Here is an 18,937-nt window from a genome sequence, read left to right as displayed (position 1 = left end):
CCCACGCCCGGGGGCATGTCGCCCAGGCCGTCGGGGATCGGCTGCCGTTCGATATTCACATCGCAACGCTAACAACCGCCACCGACAAAAACGCCGCCCGAGCTGCCCGTACAAAGCACGGGAAGCGTTTAGCTGGAATTCCAGTTTCAATCGTTAAAGCTGTTGGGTCCCATCGCTTCTCGTCCTGTGCCGCGCGTTCGACGGGATCTCAGCGGGAGAGGAAGCGGCGTAGGCGCGAGGCGGGCGTCTTGGTGGGTTCCGACCCCGGTGCCCGTTCTGCTCCCGGCGGACTCTCCCGCTCCTGGGACGGAGAGCCCGGCTCCGAGCGGCCTTCGGTCGCAGGGGCCACGCTCGGCAGCGACGTCGTTGGCGGGACCAGATCCCGCTCCTGTCCCCTGACCGGCTTCCGCGTTCGCTCCGGTTCCGGTCGCCTACGTCCCGTTATCGGTTCAGGTTCCGGAGCGGGAAGCAGGCCGAGTGATTCCAGACGGCGGTGTTTGAAATAGCGCGCGGTCCCGCTCTCGCCGATGTACGCCTCGGCCGCGTCGCGCAGGTCCGGGTGCGCCGAGCTGCGCATGCAGTAGCCGACCGCTCGGACCAGGGCGCTCAGGTCCACGGGAGGCGGCTCCTCGATCGATCCGTCGGCGGCGAGCCGGGGTAGCGCGGCATCGGCGATCGTCGCGGGGATCCGGTTGCTGTTCTCGTACGGCGAGAGCCGTTCGAGAACCAGGTCTCCGCCCACGGTCGCGACAGGGATGTCGAAGAAGCGCCGCGCGGTCATCAGCGCCGTCGAGAAGCACCCGACGACCAGCCGCGGGCGATGTACGGCGAAGCAGACCTCGGCGGGGATCGTCCCCGGCGTGATCAGCAGCTCGACTCCGAGTTCTTCGGCGAGCGGCCGGAGCTCGCGCGCGTGTCGCCGCCCGGCGGCCGGGTGGGGTTTGAAGACCACGTGCCGGTGGCCCCGGGCGGCCAGGCCGCGCAGCATCGTCTCGTGCAGTCCCGCTTCCTCGGCGGAGGTCAGGATGCCGAGAGAGGAGAGGTATTGCCCGAGGATGACGGCCTCCCAACCCGGTCCGTCCGCGCGCGGTCCCTCACGGCCTGCCTCACTGCGCGGAGCAGCCTCGATCGACGGCTCCCTGCTCGACGGCTCCGCGATAGGACGCCCTTCGCTCGGCGCCGGGCCGCTCGGAATGGCAACCGGAATCCTGGCCGGCATCTCGTCTGATGCGGCACCGGGCAGGACGGCCACATCTGACAGCCCCGCTGGGGCGGCATCAGGGAAGGCGCCGGCCGGCATCTCGGAGGCGGCTACGGATGGGACGTCGTTTCCGGTCTGCCCGATCACGTGGGTGAAGGCGGATCCGGACACGACCTCGGGCGGCACGCCGTACTCGGACAGGAGCAGGGGAACGAGCCCGGGCACGAGATCGAGGTGGAGCAGGCGGGTGACGCGGCCGGAGATCTCCGCGGGCAGCGGGATGCGGGTGGGACCATAACCCATCAGGCCGTCCGAGTAGACGCTGATCGGCAGGTCCTTGAGCAGTCCCGCGAGCGTACGGGAGGGCGGCACGGCGATCGACTCGACGACCAGCTCGTCGGGCTCGCCCAGGCGTGCCGACAGGAGACGGCCCAGCATCGGCACCTCAACCGAGCGGGCCTTCCACTCCGACGGGTGCAGCGGGGCGATGATCGCGTTCCAGGACACCACCTCGTCGAACCGGTCGCGGATCCCCGCGAAGCCGGGGGTCTCGTCGAGGGCGGGGGTGATCTCGGGGATGGCCGCGTTGTTCGACACCAGCAGGATTCTCCGTCCGGTGCTGAACCGGCCCTCGTCGCATGCCGCCGCGAGGGTCATCGCCCCGAACAGTGTCGAGGCGCAGAACAGCGTGGTCCGTGCCATGTCCCTCCCATGATCCGTGTCATGCCGTTCCCGCGAGCTGAACCCGCACCGTCCCCACCCCGCCGCTCCGGGTGCCCGTGTCAGGGCAGTCCGAGGGACTCCACGAGGGCACGGCGGTCGGGGTCCATTCCGGCGAGCGCCTCAGCCGGGACGCGCCGGAGGACGGCGGCGGCCCGCTCCTCGAACCTCGCCCGCAGTTCGGGGGTGAAGCGGTCGATCAACTCCACGTGGTGCGCGAGCAGCCCGGTGAGGTTGCGCGCGGCCTTGAGGAGGAACCCGGGCTCCACCTCGTCCAGGATCGTCTCGTACGCGGTGAAGAAGTCGAGCTGCCGCTCGTCCCCGACCGCGGTCAGCGACCCGGGCACCCCGCGCCGGTAGAACACGCCCGCGAGGGACACCACGGCGAACGATCGCGCCTTCCGGTGCAGTCGCCAGATCCACGGGCGGTCTTCGGCGGTCCGCAGGCCGTCCGGGAAGGCGAGCAGCGGTCCGAGGTCGCGGCGGTAGATCCCGGCCCACGCGTACGCGTAGTCCACCATCGTCCTGGCGTCGAACGGCAGGATGGCGTCCCGAGGGTCGAGGACCGTGTCACGCCTGCTCTCCGGGGCCCGCAAGAGCTCCCGCTTTCGGCCCTCGACCTGGACGTGGTCCACCCGGACGAAGTCGCATCCGAGCGCGTCGATCGAGGCCACCAGTTCGGCCAGGTATCCGGGCGCCACCCAGTCGTCCCCGTCGAGGAACGTCACATACCGTCCCGAGGCCAGTGCGAGCCCGGCGTTCCTGGCGCCGCCCGCACCGGCGGGTACGGCGTTGCGCAGGAGCCGGAACCCCGGCAGGTCGGCGCGGAAGTCCTCGGCCACCGCCGACGTGGCGTCCACCGACCCGTCGTCGACGACGATGACCTCGAGGTCAGGGCGCGGATCGCGGGTCAGGGACGTGAGCGCGTCCGCCAGGTACGGCTCGCCGTCCCGGACCGCGACGATCACCGAGAGCGCGGGCACACGCCGCCTCCCGTCACCGGGTCGCACTCGATCACCGGGCTGCCTCCACCACGAGAGCCGTCATGAGAACGGTCACGAGAGGCATCACGGCGCGGGGACGCGGCGGAGGCGGGCCCGCGGGGCCTCCTCACCGGGGAAGACGCGCTTGACGCCGTCTCCCATCGCGGACTCGATGATGCGGATGTCCCTGACCAGGTGCTCCAGGCCGCTCGGCTCCAGCGAGGCGGCGTGGTCGGAGCCCCACATCGTCCGGTCCAGGGTGATGTGCCGCTCGACGGCCACCGCGCCCAGGGTGACGGCCGCGAGGGAGATCTGCAGACCGCGCTCGTGGCCGGAGTAGCCGACCGGCACGCCGTACCGCTCCTGAAGTGTGACGATCGTCCGCAGGTTGGCCTCCTCCGGAGGCAGCGGGTACGTGGAGGTCGCGTGCATGAGCACCAGGCCGGAGGTGCCGAGGATCTCCACGGCCCGGTCGATCTCCTCGATCGTGGACATGCCGGTCGAGAGGATGATCGGCTTGCCGGTCGCGGCGAGGGCGCGCAGCAGCTCGTGGTCGGTGACCGAGGCGGACGCCACCTTGTGCGTGACGACGTCCATCTCCTCCAGGAACTCCACCGAGGGGACGTCCCAGGGCGAGGCGAACCATTCGATGCCGCGTGCCGCGCAGTACTTGGCGATCTCGGTGTACTCGTCCCGGCCGAACTCCGTCCGGATCTTGTACTCGAGGTAGGTCATCTCACCCCACGGCGTCTGCCTCATCTGGCCGCGCTGCTCCGGCGGCACGCAGATCTCCGGGGTGCGCTTCTGGAACTTGACCGCCTGGCAGCCCGCGTCGGCCGCGACGTCGATCAGCCTGCGGGCGATCTCGAGGTCGCCGTTGTGGTTGATGCCGATCTCGCCGATCATGTAGACGGGCAGGCTGGGGCCGACCAGGGACTCGCCGATCCGCACCGGCGCGCCCTTGACGCGCAGCGGCGGCCGCGCCACCCGCCGGGGCTCGGCGGGGCTCTCCGACTCCGGCCGGGCCGCGAGCACCCGGTCGCACAGTTCCCGTACGGCTCCCGCCCCGCCGGCATGGGTGAGCACCACCCGGGCGGCCGCACGGACCCGGGGATGGGCGTCGGGGACCGCGACCGGCCAGCCGACGAGCGCCATGCAGCCGAGATCGTTGACGTCGTTGCCGACGTAGGCCACCCGCGCCGGGTCCAGCCCCTCGATCGCCAGCCAGTCGCGCAGCGCGGTCTCCTTGGCGTTGAGCCCCTGCAGCACCGGCACGCCGAGCTTGCGGGCACGAGCGGCCACCACCGGGTTGCGCTCGGTCGAGAGTACGAGCAGCCGGACGCCGGAGCGCTTGAGCAGCGCCACCCCCATGCCGTCGGACCGGCTGACCGCGACCATCTCGCGCCCCTCGGAGTCGACGTACGCGCGGTCGTCGGTGTGTACGCCGTCGAAGTCGGTCACCACGGCGTCCACGTCGATCGGCAGCGGCTCGTCCACGAACGGGGCGAGCGCCCGTACGATCTCCAGGTCCTCGGGTGTGTCGACCTCCACGGCGTGCCGGGCGGGGACCGGCTGGACGGCGACCCGGCCGAAGAAGCGGTGCCCGTGCTCGCGCAGGCCCTCCGTGCGCATCACGTAGAAGGCGCCGGTCTCGCGGTAGTGCGGCTCGCGGTCCTGCCTGCGCGGCCGGGTGGCGGGATCGTGGTTGACGCCGGCGCCCGCGCCGGTCCACACGAACTCGTACGTCTCCATACCGGAGAAGACGACGTCCGCCTGACCGTCGAGGACCCGGCCGACGGCGGCGTCCAGGTCGTCAGGGTCGATGAAGGCGCTGGTGCACTGCACGAGGAGGACCACCTCCGGCTCCTCGGGGAGCGTGCCGAGCGCGTGCAGTACGGCCGACTCGCTGGAGGCGACGGCTCCGCTCAGCTCCGAGGGACGCTCGACGACCCGCGCGCCCGCCTCCCTGGCGGCCGTGGCGATGGCCTCGTGATCCGTGCTCACCACGACGTCGTCGATGAGCCCGGCCCGCAGGCAGGCGCCGACGGCGCGGGCGACCAGGGGGACGCCCCCCACCCTTTCCAGGTTCTTCAGCGGTACGCCCACCGAACCGCCACGGGCGGGGACAACGGCAAGGACTCGCACGGGGCACTCCTTCTACCTGCGACGACACCCCAGATGTCCGGGGGTGTCCCAGAACCTAGTCAGGGGGATGTCACGCAGGGGGTGCCCGAGCTGAACACCCAGGGGCGCCCGTATTAACTTTCCGTGCCCGTGCCCGTGCCTGTGTCCGTGTCGGTGTCCGTGTCGGGGGCCTCCGTACCGGGGCTGATGGGAATCCGTGCGACGAAGAGCGCGCCGCTGTCGGTGTCCTCCACCCGGATGCTCCCGTGGTGCGCCTGGATGACCTCGCGCGCGATGGCCAGGCCGAGTCCGGTCCCGCCCTGGTCCCTGCTGCGTGCCGCGTCGAGCCGCGTGAACCGCTCGAAGATGCGCTCGCGGTCCTCCTTGGGGACGGGATCCCCGTCGTTGCCCACGGCGAGCACCGCCTCGTCGCCGCTGCGGCCCACCTCGACGGTGATCAGGCTCTTGGCGTGCCGTTCCGCGTTGTTCAGCAGGTTGACCAGCACCCGGGAAAGATGGGTGCTCACTCCGGTGACCGTCACCCCCGGAGTGACCCGCAGGTCGATCTCGATCGGCCCGGAACGCCGGCGGTTCACCTCGGTCGTGGCCAGCGCCCCGAGATCGATCTTCTCCCGCATGGAGCGGTCGGTCGTGCCGATCCGTGCGAGGAAGAGCAGGTCGCTCATGATCGCCTCAAGTCGCTTGGTGTCGCGCAGCGCCGCCTTCATGGCCTCCGGGTGGTCGTCGGGGTGCGGCAGCGCGCTCTCCAGTTGGGCGCAGATGCCGGTGATCGGGGTGCGCAGCTCGTGCGAGGCGTCGGCCGCGAACTGCCGCTGCTGGGTGACCGCCCGCTCCAGCCGCGCCAGCGCCTCGTTGACGGTGCGGGCCAGCCGGGCGATCTCGTCATGGCCCGGGGGTTCGAGCACCCGGGAGCTCAGGTCGCTGCCGCTGATGGCCGCGAGCTGCGACCTGATGGCCTCCACCGGGCGCAGCGCGCGCCCGGCGATCTTCCACGACACCCACGCGATGACCGCCGTGAGCAGCGCGACCACGCCGGCGAGGATCAGTTCGAGCAGCCGGGTCTGGGTGATCACAGGCTGCTGGCGGCCCGCGAAGACGACCGGCGCGCCCGGCTGCGTACCGGTGCGCAGCGCGACCATGTAGGCGCACTTGCCGCCGGGCAGGTTGCAGGCGGTGAACTCGGTGAACCTGTCGTCCGGGCGCGGCCACCTCGGGCTTATGACGGGCAGGTCGCGCGCGGACGCGCTGGCCGCGACGACCTGCCGGGACGGTGTGACGACCTGGATCAGCTCTGCCGGTCTGGGCGTGCGGATGGGGTTGCGCAGCGTTCCCTCACGTACGTCGGCCGCGATCTTAGAGGCGAGCTGCCGTGACTCGTCCCACATGTGCGCGCTGACGGCACGCCGGATCCCGTAGTCGGCCCCGACCCCGAGCGGGATGAGGACGAGCAACGCGACGACGGTCGTGATCAACGTCAGGCGGGCATGTATGGACAGCTCGCGCAGCCAGGGGAGGGACATTTCTTGAGGTTACTGACCGTGATACGGCACGGATTCGCGACACCGGAAAGATCTGACTAAACCTGTTCAAAGTGCCGGATTGGTGGAGCATGCGGCCGTGGAGGCCCGTACGACGAGCTCCGGCTCGAACAGGTGCTCCGCCGCCTTGCCGCCCCGGCCCCTGATCTCGTCGATGAGGGTGCGCACGGTCGCCACGCCGATCGCCAGGACCGGTTGGCGGACGGTCGTGAGCGGCGGATCGGTGAACGACATCAGCAGCGAGTCGTCCGCCCCGACCACGGAGACGTCCTCGGGCACGCGCAGGCCGCGGCGCCGCGCCGCCCGGATCGCGCCGAGTGCCATCAGGTCGCTGCCGCAGACGAGCGCGGTCGCGCCCTGCTCCAGCAGCCGGTTCGCCGCCGCCTGGCCGCCGGTGACGTCGAACGTGGTGAGCTCGACGAGCTCGCCGGCCCCGGGACCGAGCAGCTCCCGCATGGCCTGGCGGAACCCGGCGAGCCGCCGCCGGACGGGGGAGTAGCGGGCCGGCCCGCTCAGGAAGCCGATCCTCCGGTGGCCGAGGTCGATCAGGTGCCGGGCCGCGATCCGCCCCGCGACGCCGTCGTCGCACGACAGGGTCGGTACGGCGAGGCCGGGCAGCTCGCCGTTGACGAACACGATCGGCATGCGCTGCCGTCTGAGGTCCTCATAGCGGGACCGGTCGATCGTGGTGTCGGCGTGCAGGCCGGAGACGAAGACGATGCCGGAGACGCCCCGGTCCAGCAGCATGCCGACGTACTCGTCCTCGCCTGCGCCCTCGGGCGTCATGGTGCCGAGGACGGCGGTGTAGCCGTGCCGTGCCAGATTGCTCTCGATGACCTGCGCGAACAGCGGGAACACGGGATTCTGCAGCTCGGCGACGATCAGCCCCACGAGGCCGGAGCTGCGCGGCCGCAAGGCGCTCGGGCGCTCGTAACCCAGCACGTCGAGGGCGGTGATCACCGCCCTTCTCGCGCTCGCGCTCACTCCCGGGCGCTCGTTGAGCACGCGGGAGACGGTCGCCTTGCTGACGCCCGCCTGCCGGGCGATGTCGTCGAGTCGTACTGCCATGGGGGGATTCCGATCCGCTCGCTGGAACGTCCCAAGGAATCTTGAAACATTGCAGCAAATTTGTGCAACCCCTTTCAAGAACCGAAATGTCTTGTTAACTTCTCCGCACACCGCGCGGTTTCCCCCCATCCAGGGCTCCGGCCCTTCCCTCCTTCCCTGGAGCAATGCTGTGCGCAGAACCTTCGGAGCGCTCGCTCCCCGTCCGGCCCCGCGCCTGGTCTCCGGTCTGGCCCTCGGCCTGGCCGCCTGCCTGGCGCTCACCGCCTGCGGCGGCAGCGGCGGCAGTGCCGACGGCGACACCGCGACCGGCAAGGCGTCCTCCGCGGCGCCCGCCGAGAACGCCGAGGCCGCCACGCTGACCATCTGGGCCGACCAGAAGCGGTCCGAAACCCTCAAGCCGTTCGCTGACGCCTTCGCGAAGGAGAACGGCGTCAAGGCGGACGTCGTGGTCGTCGCCCAGAACCAGCAGCAGACGTTCGTCACCGCTTCCCAGGCGGGCAAGGGCCCCGACGTCCTCGTCGGCGCCCACGACTGGATCGGCAACCTGGTCCAGAACGGGCTGATCGACCCCATCCAGATGACCCAGGACCAGCTGGACGGGTACGTGGACGTCGCCCGCAAGGCCGTCACCTACGACGGGCAGGTCTACGGCGTGCCGTACGCGGTGGAGAACCTGGCGCTGTACCGCAACACCGACCTCGTGCCCGAGGCGCCCAAGACCTTCGACGAGCTGGTCGCCACCGGCGCGAAGCTCAAGGCGGCCGGCAAGGTCAAGGAGATCGTGGGATACCCGATCAGCCAGCAGGACGGCCAGTCCGGCGACACGTACCACATGTACCCCCTGTACACCTCCGGAGGCGGCCACCTGTTCGGGACCAAGCCGAACGGCGACCCGGACCCGGCCGACCTCGGCGTCGGCACGCCCGAGTCGATCGCCGCCTTCGAGAAGGTGGCCGAGTTCGGCGAGAAGGGCGCGGGCGCGCTCAAGCGCTCCTTCACCTCCGACAACTCGGCCGCGCTCTTCGCCGACGGCAAGACGGCGTTCATGGTCTCCGGGCCGTGGCGGCTGGCCGACGTGCGCACCGCGGGCGTGAAGTACGACGTGACCCCGGTGCCCGGGTTCAAGGGCGGCGATCCCGCCCGCAGCTTCGTCGGCGTCCAGGCGTTCTTCGTGGCCAGCAAGGGCAAGAACAAGGCCCTCGCGCAGGAGTTCGTCACCAACACGCTGGCCTCGGCCGAGGTGTCCCAGGCGCTGTTCGACGCCGAGCCGCGCATGCCCGCGCTGAAGAGCGCCCTGGCGTACGCCTCGGCCAAGGACCCCGACGTCGCCAAGTTCGAGGCCGCCGCGGAGAACGGCGTGCCGCTGCCCGCGATCCCGCAGATGGTCGCCGTCTGGGGACCGTTCAACACGCTCATCCACGCCGTGGTCAAGGGCGAGAACGTCGGCCCCGCCGTGAAGGCCGCGGGCAAGGCCATCGCCGAGCAGCTCGGGCAGAACGGATGACGATCACGCGGAACCCCGCCCGGTCCGACCGGGCGGGGGCCGGTGCGGCGCACTCGCGTGCGCGGACCTGGCCGGGTTCGGCGACGGGTGTCGCCGTCCGCGTCCTCGCCCTGGGCCTCATCGTCGGCATCGCCCTGTGGGCCGCGGCCCCGCTGGTCTCCTCCGGAGACTGGACCGGCATGGCGATCACCGCGGTCGCGACCGGGATCGCCCTGTGGGCCTACCTGACCCCGCGCCGGCTGCCCGCCAAGTACCTGCTGCCCACCACGTTCCTCCTGGTGGCCTTCCAGGTGTTCCCCGTCCTCTACACGATGTCGCTCGCCCTCACCAACACCGGTGACGGGCACCTCGGCACCAAGTCGGAGGCGATCACCGCGATCGAGACGTCGTCCGTACGGCGTGAGGCGGGCTCGGCCGAGTTCCGCCTCACCGTGGCCGAGAAGGACGGCGCCCTCGTCTTCCTGCTGGCCGATCCCGCCAAGCGGGCCGCGTACGCCGGGACCGAGGACGGGCTGCGGGAGATCGGCGGCGCGTCCCTCGGCCCCGGCGGGCGGATCACCGCCGCCGAGGGGTACACCGTCCTGACGGCGGCCCAGGCGTCGGCGCGGAGCGCGGAGATCACCGCGCTGGCGGTGCCCGTGAAGGGTGGCGCCATCCGGAGCCAGGGACTGACCCGCGCCTACCAGGGCAGAGCCGCGCTCGCCTACAAGGCCGGCTGCGACTGCGTGAGCGGCGACGGCAAGATCTGGAGGTCCGACGAGGAGCAGGGCAGGTTCGTCGCCGAGGACGGCAGCGCGCTCCCGCAGGGATGGAAGGTCGGCGTCGGGCTGTCCAACCTCGGCGCCGCCCTGACCAATCCGAAGATCAACGCGCACTTCGCCGGCGTCTTCGTGTGGAACCTCTTCTACGCGATCGCGGTCGTCGCGCTCACCGCCGCGCTGGGCCTGGCCGCCGCACTGGTGCTGCACCATCCGCGGATGCGCGGCGTCCGCGCCTACCGGACCCTGATCGTGCTGCCGTACGCGATGCCCGCGTTCGCGATGCTGCTCGTGTGGCGTGACATGTTCAACACCGACTTCGGCCTGATCAACCGGATGCTCGGCCTACACACCGACTGGCTCGGCACGCCGTTCACCGCGCGGCTCTCGGTGCTGCTCGTCCAGCTCTGGCTGGGATTCCCGTACATGTTCCTGGTCGCGACGGGCGCGCTGCAGACGATCCCCCGGGAGTACATGGAGGCGGCCGAGGTGGACGGCGCCTCACCCTGGCAGCGGTTCAGGAAGGTCACCCTGCCGCTGCTGCTCCTCGCGCTCGCGCCGCTGCTCGTGTCGTCGTTCGCGTTCAACTTCAACAACTTCAACGGCATCTTCCTGGTGACCTCCGGCGGGCCGTTCCCGTCGGACAACCCCACGGTCGGCGCCACCGACCTGCTGATCACTTACACGTTCCGGCTCGCGTTCGGTCAGCAGGGCGCGCAGTACGGCCTGGCCGCGGCGATGTCGATCTACGTCTACCTGATCGTCGCGGTGATCTCGATCATCGGCTTCCGGCGTACCCGGGCGTTCAAGGAGGTGACGTGATGCGCACGATCGTGTGGCGGCACGCCGCAGCGGTACTGGTCACGGCGTTCGCGGTGCTGCCCATCGTGTTCGTGGTGTCGGCCGCGCTCAACCCGATCGGGACCCTCAGCTCGGCCACCCTCGTGCCGCGCGGCGCCGGCCTCGGGAACCTCCTCCGGCTGTTCGAGGAGACCCACTTCTGGACGTGGTACCGCAACTCGGTCGTCGTCGCCGGGCTGACCGCGGCTCTGGCCGTCGCCGTCTCCGCCCTCGCCGCGTACGCGTTCAGCAGGTTCCGCTTCGCCGGGCGGCGCGCCGGGCTGGTGAGCCTGCTCGTCATCCAGGCGTTCCCGCAGTTCCTCGCGATCGTCCCGCTGTACGTGATCTTCAGCGCGATCAGCGACAACTGGCCGGTGTTCGGGCTGAACAGCGTCTGGGGCGTCGTCCTGCTCTACATCGGCGGGCAGGTCGGGGTGAACACCTGGCTGATCAAGGGCTTCTTCGACTCGATCCCCAAGGAGCTCGACGACGCCATGATGATCGACGGCTGCACCCACACCCAGGCGTTCCTCCGGGTCGTCCTGCCACTCGCCGCGCCGGTGCTGGCGATCAGCGGCCTGCTCGTGTTCATCGCCACGATCAACGAGTTCCTCATCGCGAGCGTCTTCCTCACCGGCGACGACGCCCGCACGCTCGCGGTCGGGCTGTTCGGCCTGCTCGCCGACCAGCGCAACGCCAACTTCGGCATGTTCGCCGTCGGGACGCTGCTTACCGCGATACCGACGGTCCTCGTGTTCCAGTTTCTGCAGAGATACATCGTCCACGGGCTCACCGCGGGCGCCGTGAAGGGATGAAGATGCTCGATCGGGGATTCCACCACGACGGATCGGCCGACCACGTCAGCACGCTCGCGCCCGAGCCGGGCGAGACGGTCGCGGTGTTCGTCCGTACGCCGAGGGCGCACAGGAGCGGCGTCTACGTCCGTTCCGCGCCCGACGGTGAGCCGCACTTCACCGAAGCCGTCATCGACAGGGAGACCGAGCACGAGATCTGGTGGCGGGCCGACGTGGTCGCGCGCAACCCGGTCACGCGCTACCGCTTCCTGCTCGCCGGATCACCGGCCTCGCCGGGCTACCGCTGGCTGAACGGCACCGGGCTGCACGGCAACGACGTGCCGGACGCGGGCGACTTCCGGCTGCTCACCCACGCCGCGCCGCCGGAGTGGGCCCGCGACGCCGTGGTCTACGAGATCTTCCCCGACCGGTTCGCCCGCTCCTCCGCGCGGCACACGCTGCCCGCGTGGGCGGAGGAACGCGGCTGGGACGACCCGGTCGCGGGAAGCGGACCCTCCACGTCCGTCCAGATCTTCGGCGGCGATCTGGACGGCGTGCGGGAGCGGCTCGGGCACGTCGCCGCGCTGGGGGCGAACACGCTCTACCTGACCCCGGTCTTCCCCGCCCCGTCCAACCACCGGTACAACGCCTCGTCGTTCGCGGAGATCGATCCCCTGCTCGGCGGCGACGCCGCGTACCGCAGGCTCGTGGACGAGGCGCACGCGTACGGCATGCGGATCCTCGGCGACATCACGACGAACCACTGCGGGCACACCCACCCCTGGTTCCAGACCGCGCTGGCGGACAAGGGGGCGCCGGAGCGGGAGATGTTCCTCTTCGGCGACGAGGGACTCGGCTACGAGGCGTGGATGGGCGTCGCGTCGCTGCCGAAGCTCGACTGGACGAGCACCATGGTCGGCCAGGCCATGATCGAGGCGGACGACTCGGTCGTCCGCCGCTGGATCCGCTTCGGGCTGGACGGCTGGCGGGTCGACGTCGCGAACATGACCGCCCGGCTGCGCGGGACCGACCTGACCCGAGAGGTGGCCGCGCGCTTCAGGCGGGCGATGGCGGAGGAGAACCCCGAGACACTGCTGGTCGCCGAGCACGCCCACGACGCCGCCGGCGACCTCGACGCGGACGGCTGGCACGGGACGATGAACTACGCGGGATTCACCCGCCCGGTGTGGAGCTGGCTGCGCGGGCCCGGCGTCCGGCTGCCCTTCCTCGGCGTGCCCGCGCCCATCCCGCGGCTCGGCGGTGACCGGATCGTCACCACGATGCGTTCCTTCGCCGCGCAGACGTCCTGGCGGTCCCTCACGCACTCGTGGTCGCTCGTGAGCTCCCACGACACGGCCAGGATCCGTACGGTCTGCGGCGGCGACCGCGCTCTCGTGGAGGTCGCGGCGGGCCTGATGTTCACCCTTCCGGGCACCCCGATGGTCTTCGCCGGTGACGAGATCGGCATCGAGGGCGCCTGGGGCGAGGACGGCCGCCGCACCATGCCCTGGGACCGGCCCGACACCTGGGACACCCGCACCCTCGCCGCGTACCGCGATCTGGCGGCGCTGCGGCGTGGTGAGAACGCCCTGCGGCACGGCGGCCTGCGGTGGCTGCACGCCTCAGAGGACGCGCTGGTCTTCCTCAGGGAACGCGCGGGGGAGCGGCTGCTCGTGCTCGCCGCGCGTGCCCCGCACGACCCCGTACGGCTGCCGCTCGGCCGCGGGGGCGTGCCGGTGTACGGCTCGGCGGAACTGCTCGCAGGCGAGGACGGCACGCACGTCCTTCCTTCGGACGGCCCGGCCTTCCACGTCTGGCGGCTCCACTGAGGCCGGACCTGCCTTCCGGGCGGGTTCCAAGGGTTGACCGGACGAGCACTATGTGACAGGAGTGCTTCGTGAAGCGGACACTCACGAGGCTCCTGAGCATGCTGGCGGCGCTGGTTCTCACAGCCGTCGCCCTGTCCGGTTGCGGGCGCGGCACCGTCCCGGGGGTGCGGGATGGTGCCGCGCGGGTCACCGCACGCGAGCCCGGAAGCGGGCGGGCGGAACGGCTGACCATCCGGTCACCCGCGCTGGGCCGGCCCGCGAACGTGTGGGTGCTGAAGCCCAAGGGGTGGACCGAGGGCTCCACCGGCTGGCCGGTGCTCTACCTCCTGCACGGTTGCTGCGTCAGCGGAGGGGACGACTGGCTCACCTACGGCGAGGCGGAACGCGTCACCGCGGATCTCCCGGCCGTCGTCGTCCTCCCCGAGGCGGGCCGGATGGGCTGGTACGCCGACTGGAGGAACGGCCCGGCCTGGGAGACGTTCCATATGAAGGAGGTCCGCGGGATCGTCGAGCCGATGTACGGCGTCGGCGACCGCAGGGCCGTCGCGGGCCTGTCCATGGGCGGCCACGGCGCCATGGGCTACGCGGCACGGCATCCGGGGGTCTTCGAAGCCGCCGCGTCGTTCTCCGGGGTCCTGGACATCCGCCGCGATCCCGACGGGTTCGGGCGGTTCCTGCGGGACAACGGGGTCGAGCCGAGGGACATCTGGGGCGAACCGGGAGCGAGTCCGGATGGCTGGCGCGCGCACAATCCCACGGACCTCGTGGGCGCGCTGAAGGGGACGCGGCTCTACGTGTCCGGCGGTGACGGCCGGCCGGGCCCCCTGGACGGGCCCGGCGTCGCGCACGACGCGAGCGAGGCGTCGATCCTGGAGCAGAACCGCGGCTTCATGGCCGCGGCGGCGCGGGCCGGGGTCGACGTCCGCACCGACTTCTATGGCGCCGGCACCCATCGCTGGCCCTACTGGACCCGCGCGCTCGAACGCGCCCTGCCCCTCCTGCTGCCGCCCCAGGGGTGAATCAGACATCGCTGTACGCATGCCGATTTTTCGCGAAAAAAAGGCTTCTGACGGATAAACTGGACGGGCCTGAATGTGCGACGCGGCCGGCCAGGGGGCGCCATCATGACCGAGCACAGAACCCGGCACCACGCACAGGACAGAACGCAGGGCAGAACACGGGGCAGAACACAGGACAGTGCGCACGGAACGACGCGCACCAGGACGCGGGGAGCCGTCGACTGCCGGCGGATCTACGAGGACGCCTCGCCGTCCGACGGCGTAAGGGTGCTCGTCGATCGTGTCTGGCCACGGGGGATGCGCAAGGAGGACGCGCACGTCGACGAGTGGCTGAAGGATGTCGCACCGTCCACCGAACTGCGCCGGTGGTACGGGCATGAGCCGAGCCGCTTCCCGGAGTTCCGCCGGCGCTACCTCGCCGAGCTGCGCGAACCCGACCGCAGGCGGGCCGCGGAGCACCTGCGGGACCTCGCCGGTCACGGCGGGCTGACACTGCTCACCGCGACGCGCGACATCGGGCACAGCCAGGCGGCCGTCCTCGCCGAGTGGCTGGCGGAGGGCCAGTGACGAACGCGTGATCCCGCCGCTCGGGGCGTGACGGGCGCCCGGCCGTCAGTGACAGCCGGGTGCCGGCAGCATGCGTGACATCTGCCGGGAACACGCCCGAAATCTTTTTCCGGCACTGTTGGTGCCGGAAGAGAGGGGACGGGATGCTGCTGCGGCTACGCGTTTCGCTGCCGGACCGGCCCGGGGTGCTCGGCCAGGTGGCGCGTGCCTTCGGTGTCATGGGAGCGGACATTCTGCAGGTCACGGTGCTCGAACGGGATTCCGGGCGGGCCGTCGACGATTTCACCGTGTCCTGGAGCGGCGTGCTCAGCGCGGAGGAGCTGCGCGAGCGGGTCAGCGTGGTACCCGGCACCAAGGTCGAGGCCGCCTGGCGGACGCGCGAGGTGCCCGGAGCCAACCCGGACTACGACCTCCTCGGACACGTCGCGGCCGATCCCGGCCGCGCGTTGCCCACTCTGGTGGACGCCGTGCCCGATCTCGTCAGCGCCGACTGGGCGGTGGCGGTGAGCGCCGTGGACGGCGCTCTCGTGCACGGCAGCTGGCAGGCGCCGGAGACGGTGTCCTGGTCGGACCTGGTCCTGATCCGCCCGTCGTCGGTCACCCTGGACGGCCCGGTGCACGTGCTGAGCGTGCCGCTGCCGCCCATGGCGGGGGACGGCCTGCACCTGGTGGTGGCCAGGAGCCAGGGCCCCGCGTTCCACCGGGTCGAGCTCGACCGGATGGTCCGGCTGATGGAGCTCGTCGAGGTCCTGGTCAGGGCGGGAGTCAAGGCGTAGGCGAGCGGTCTCCTAGCGGCGCGGCGGGTCGATCCTGCCGCCGGCCTGGGTGAACAGCATGAGCCGGGAGACGTCCACGGCCACCCGGCCGTGCTCGCCCGCCCGCCAGACGGGCCGCCCGCCGAGCCGTACGATGAGGTCCGCCCTGCGGTGGGTGCCCCCGATCGGCGGCGGGGGCGTGTGCTCGCCGGCGTCGTCCGCGGCGCCCCACAGGCGGCGCATCATGGACCGGGCCCTGCTCCCGTTCGCGCCGCCCGCGTAGGCCTTGTGCCGCGGGTCCGGGGGCTCGGGCACGGTCACGGAAGGGATCCCGGCCTCGAGGTAGGCGAGCCACTCGTGACCGTGGTACTCCAGGGTGCGGACCCGCCCGAAGAAACTCGGCCCCTCGGCCTTCTCCGGCATCGGGGCGAGGGCGTCCGGCCGGATGCCGACGATGATCTGCGACCCGGTGTGCTGTGACACCGCGTAAGCACGTGGATCGGTCCACGGCATCGTGATCTGGTGCGGCCCGAAGTCGAGCAGGATGAACTGGTTCTGCGGGGTGCGCACGGTCGCGGCGAGCAGGTTGAGCTGCTGCGAGCTGAGGAACGCCGCGGTGAACGCGGTGGCCGGGTCGTTGTAGACCTGGGCCGGCGTACCGATGTCCTGCAGGACGCCCCGGTTCATGATGGCGATCCGGTCGGCCAGGGTGAGCGCCTCGACCTGGTCGTGCGTGACGTACACGGTCGTGACGCCGAGCGCCCGCACGAGGGAGGAGATCTCCATCCGCAACTCGGTGCGCATGCCGGCGTCCAGGTTGGACAGCGGCTCGTCCATGAGGAAGAGCGACGGCTGGCGGACGATCGCGCGGCCCATGGCGACGCGCTGGCGCTGGCCACCGGAGAGCGTCCCGGGGCGGCGGTCGAGTGTCTCGTCGATGTGCAGGGCGCGGGACAGCTCCACGACCCGTTCCCGCGTCATGCCGGGATCGGCCTTGGCGATCTCCAGGGGGAAGGACAGATTCCCCCGGACCGTGCGATGGGGGTAGAGCGCGCCGTTCTGGAAGACCATGGCGACGTCGCGGTCACGGGGCGCCAGATGGTTGGCGAACTTTCCGCCCAGCCACAGGTCGCCCGCGGTGATTTCCTCAAGGCCGGCGATCATTCGGAGAAGTGTGGACTTGCCGCACCCGGAAGGGCCGAGGAGAACGAGGAGCTCGCCTTCCTCCGCTCGCAGGTTCATCCGGTCGACGGCGAGGAATCCGCCGGGATAAACCTTGGTCACGTTGTCGAGAACCACCGCACTCATGACAGCATCCCGGCTGGCCGCCCGTCCCTGCATTCGCACCCGTTGAACCGCTCGCCGCGCTCGCTCATCTGGAGACTCGCTTCTCCTCGGGCACAAGGTGCCCGGACCCCGGAATAGGTGTGATTGATGAGGTAGTACATCGTGTCTGGGCACGCCTGTCCATACATGACAGTGAGAAAAACGGCATCTCCTAGTTACTCCCCAGTACCGGGTTGTTCCCGCAATAGTGGTAAATGGCCAGGTATATGGCGGTAATCGACAGGTTTCAGTTACTTTCAGAAAGTATTCGCGGTCACCTGACCGTGCGGGCGGATGGGGCCGGAAAGCGGCCCGGAGAATCGCCCCGCGCAGCCCCGGGAGCTGTCCCGACGTGCTTCCCGTGGGGCCCCCGTAGCCACCCTCGACGCGTACGGCACGGCCGACGGCTTCGGACATGCGGACTATAGGTGGGATGACCGGTTCAATCGGGTCAAGTGGCATATGTAACGAATTTGCAGAAACTTTCTGCAAGGGGTTTCATGTCCGTTCACATCGCTGTTACGTTCCGGCGTACACCCGGCGTGGCGGCCACCCCACCGAAACGCCGATCCCCCTGAGCCATGAGGAGTGCACAACATGCGGCGAGTCATCTCGGCCGCGGCGACTGCCGCGGCCCTCGCTCTCGCGGTGTCCGCCTGCGGGAGCAGCGACTCCGGCGACACCGCGGCGCCCGCGAAATCCGCCGTCGCCGATCCCGCGCAGATCAGCGGTGAGGTCACCTGGTGGGACACGACCCGCCCGGACAGCGAGGGGCCGACGTTCCAGAAGCTGATCAAGGAGTTCGAGGCCGCGTACCCGAAGATCAAGGTCAAGTACGTCAACGTCCCGTCGGACCAGGCGCAGAACCAGTTCCAGACGGCGGCGCAGGCCGGGACCGGCGCTCCTGACGTGATCCGCTCGGAGGTGGCGTGGACGTCGCAGTTCGCCTCGCTGGGCTATCTGCAGCCGTTGGACGGCACGCGTGCGGTGGACAACGAGAGTGACTACCTGGCCGGGCCGCTGAGCAGCACGAAGTACGACGGCAAGACGTACGCGGTGCCGCAGGTGACCGACACGCTGGCGCTGCTCTACAACAAGAAGCTGCTCAAGCAGGCCGGTTACGAGGAGGCGCCCAAGACGGTCGAGGAGCTGAAGAAGGTCGCTCTCGACGTCAAGGCGAAGACGGGCGTCAACGGTCTGGCGTTGAACGTCGACTCCTACTTCCTGTTGCCGTTCATCTACGGCGAGGGCGGCGACCTGCTCGACGTGCAGAGCAAGAAGATCGTCGTCAACTCGCCGCAGAACGCGAAGGCGATGGCGGAGGTGGCGGACCTGGTCGCCTCGGGGGCGGCGGCCAAGCCCGCGCTTCAGGACAGCTACGCCAACGCGATGACCGCGTTGAAGGACGGCAAGGCCGCGATGATCTACAACGGCCCGTGGGCGTTGTCGGAGGTCTACCAGGGCAAGGAGTTCAAGGACAAGACCAACCTCGGCATCGCGCCGGTCCCGGCGGGTTCGGTCAAGGCCGGGGCGCCGACCGGCGGCTGGAACCTGGCTATCTACGCCGGTTCCAAGAACATCGAGGCGTCGTATGAGTTCCTGCGCTTCATGAGCTCGGCGAGCTCGCTCGCCACCGTCTCCGGCGACCTCGGCCTGCTGCCGACCCGGTCGTCGAGCTTCGACGACGCCAAGGTCAAGGGCAACCCCGACGTGGCCATCTTCAAGCCGATCCTCGACACGGCGGTCGGCCGGCCGTGGATCCCCGAGGGCGGCCAGCTCTTCCAGCCGCTGCTTGAGGGCTACCAGGCGCTGCTCTCCGGCACCAAGCCCGAGGAGATGCTCACGCAGGTCGACGAGAAGTACCACGGGATCATGAAGGGCTGGAGCTGA

General features: G+C 70.4%; 13 protein-coding genes and 1 pseudogene. 8 read left to right on the top strand and 6 right to left on the bottom strand.

What is annotated here, in order from left to right; translation table 11 throughout:
- Positions 1-208 precede the first annotated feature (208 nt).
- The 5 genes and pseudogenes from AB0I59_RS41210 to AB0I59_RS41190 form a co-directional block, all read right to left on the bottom strand.
- Positions 209-1,903 carry a polysialyltransferase family glycosyltransferase gene (locus AB0I59_RS41210; RefSeq protein WP_358142320.1) on the bottom strand — a complete coding sequence of 565 codons (1,695 nt, stop codon included), beginning with the start codon at positions 1,901-1,903 and terminating at the stop codon, positions 209-211.
- Positions 1,904-1,983: 80 nt separating this feature from the next.
- Positions 1,984-2,904: a glycosyltransferase family 2 protein gene (locus tag AB0I59_RS41205; protein WP_061261539.1), complete on the bottom strand. Its 921-nt coding sequence runs from the start codon at positions 2,902-2,904 to the stop codon at positions 1,984-1,986.
- Between the two features lie 84 nt (positions 2,905-2,988).
- The gene (locus tag AB0I59_RS41200; protein WP_358142317.1) at positions 2,989-5,049 is read right to left on the bottom strand and encodes an N-acetylneuraminate synthase family protein; all 2,061 of its coding nucleotides are present in this window, start codon (positions 5,047-5,049) and stop codon (positions 2,989-2,991) included.
- A 179-nt stretch (positions 5,050-5,228) separates the two neighbouring features.
- A pseudogene (locus AB0I59_RS41195) lies at positions 5,229-6,569 on the bottom strand (sensor histidine kinase); the annotation flags it as partial.
- 66 nt (positions 6,570-6,635) lie between these two features.
- Positions 6,636-7,655, bottom strand: a complete 1,020-nt coding sequence (locus tag AB0I59_RS41190; RefSeq protein ID WP_061261538.1) for a LacI family DNA-binding transcriptional regulator — start codon at positions 7,653-7,655, stop codon at positions 6,636-6,638.
- 169 nt (positions 7,656-7,824) lie between these two features.
- On the opposite strand from AB0I59_RS41190, the gene AB0I59_RS41185 reads away from it, so the two are divergent.
- From AB0I59_RS41185 to AB0I59_RS41155, 7 genes are all read left to right on the top strand, one after another.
- Complete coding sequence (locus AB0I59_RS41185) at positions 7,825-9,159, top strand: sugar ABC transporter substrate-binding protein (protein WP_358142312.1); 1,335 nt, start codon at positions 7,825-7,827, stop codon at positions 9,157-9,159.
- On the top strand, positions 9,156-10,739 hold the full coding sequence (locus AB0I59_RS41180; protein ID WP_061261537.1) for an ABC transporter permease subunit: 1,584 nt from the start codon (positions 9,156-9,158) through the stop codon (positions 10,737-10,739). Before AB0I59_RS41185 ends, AB0I59_RS41180 begins: the two co-directional genes overlap by 4 nt.
- The gene (locus AB0I59_RS41175; protein ID WP_061261536.1) at positions 10,739-11,572 is read left to right on the top strand and encodes a sugar ABC transporter permease; all 834 of its coding nucleotides are present in this window, start codon (positions 10,739-10,741) and stop codon (positions 11,570-11,572) included. The genes AB0I59_RS41180 and AB0I59_RS41175 overlap by 1 nt, the downstream gene beginning before the upstream one ends.
- A gap of 2 nt (positions 11,573-11,574) precedes the next feature.
- Positions 11,575-13,380 carry a glycoside hydrolase family 13 protein gene (locus AB0I59_RS41170; protein WP_358142309.1) on the top strand — a complete coding sequence of 602 codons (1,806 nt, stop codon included), beginning with the start codon at positions 11,575-11,577 and terminating at the stop codon, positions 13,378-13,380.
- A 68-nt stretch (positions 13,381-13,448) separates the two neighbouring features.
- Positions 13,449-14,399: an alpha/beta hydrolase gene (locus AB0I59_RS41165; RefSeq protein ID WP_358142306.1), complete on the top strand. Its 951-nt coding sequence runs from the start codon at positions 13,449-13,451 to the stop codon at positions 14,397-14,399.
- A gap of 105 nt (positions 14,400-14,504) precedes the next feature.
- The gene (locus AB0I59_RS41160) at positions 14,505-14,966 is read left to right on the top strand and encodes a DUF488 domain-containing protein (protein ID WP_358142303.1); all 462 of its coding nucleotides are present in this window, start codon (positions 14,505-14,507) and stop codon (positions 14,964-14,966) included.
- Between the two features lie 143 nt (positions 14,967-15,109).
- Entirely contained in the window at positions 15,110-15,742 is a 633-nt protein-coding gene (locus AB0I59_RS41155; protein WP_061261535.1) for an ACT domain-containing protein, read from the top strand.
- 12 nt (positions 15,743-15,754) lie between these two features.
- On the opposite strand, the gene AB0I59_RS41150 is transcribed toward AB0I59_RS41155, so the two are convergent.
- On the bottom strand, positions 15,755-17,029 hold the full coding sequence (locus AB0I59_RS41150; protein ID WP_358142300.1) for an ABC transporter ATP-binding protein: 1,275 nt from the start codon (positions 17,027-17,029) through the stop codon (positions 15,755-15,757).
- 615 nt (positions 17,030-17,644) lie between these two features.
- Between AB0I59_RS41150 and AB0I59_RS41145 the strand changes: the two genes are divergently transcribed.
- The gene (locus AB0I59_RS41145) at positions 17,645-18,937 is read left to right on the top strand and encodes an extracellular solute-binding protein (RefSeq protein WP_358142297.1); all 1,293 of its coding nucleotides are present in this window, start codon (positions 17,645-17,647) and stop codon (positions 18,935-18,937) included.

Source organism: Microtetraspora glauca, assembly GCF_040656155.1.
Lineage (GTDB): Bacteria > Actinomycetota > Actinomycetes > Streptosporangiales > Streptosporangiaceae > Microtetraspora > Microtetraspora glauca.
This window is presented reverse-complemented; position numbering and strand designations above follow the sequence as displayed.

Bases quoted from the DNA above. Each gene is read 5' to 3' on its own strand.
- AB0I59_RS41190 (WP_061261538.1), bottom strand. From the start codon at position 7,655: ATGGCAGTACGACTCGACGACATCGCCCGGCAGGCGGGCGTCAGCAAG.
- AB0I59_RS41155 (WP_061261535.1), top strand. From the start codon at position 15,110: ATGCTGCTGCGGCTACGCGTTTCGCTGCCGGACCGGCCCGGGGTGCTC.
- AB0I59_RS41175 (WP_061261536.1), top strand. From the start codon at position 10,739: ATGCGCACGATCGTGTGGCGGCACGCCGCAGCGGTACTGGTCACGGCG.
- AB0I59_RS41160 (WP_358142303.1), top strand. From the start codon at position 14,505: ATGACCGAGCACAGAACCCGGCACCACGCACAGGACAGAACGCAGGGC.
- AB0I59_RS41145 (WP_358142297.1), top strand. From the start codon at position 17,645: ATGCGGCGAGTCATCTCGGCCGCGGCGACTGCCGCGGCCCTCGCTCTC.
- AB0I59_RS41210 (WP_358142320.1), bottom strand. From the start codon at position 1,903: ATGGCACGGACCACGCTGTTCTGCGCCTCGACACTGTTCGGGGCGATG.
- AB0I59_RS41170 (WP_358142309.1), top strand. From the start codon at position 11,575: ATGCTCGATCGGGGATTCCACCACGACGGATCGGCCGACCACGTCAGC.
- AB0I59_RS41150 (WP_358142300.1), bottom strand. From the start codon at position 17,029: ATGAGTGCGGTGGTTCTCGACAACGTGACCAAGGTTTATCCCGGCGGA.
- AB0I59_RS41180 (WP_061261537.1), top strand. From the start codon at position 9,156: ATGACGATCACGCGGAACCCCGCCCGGTCCGACCGGGCGGGGGCCGGT.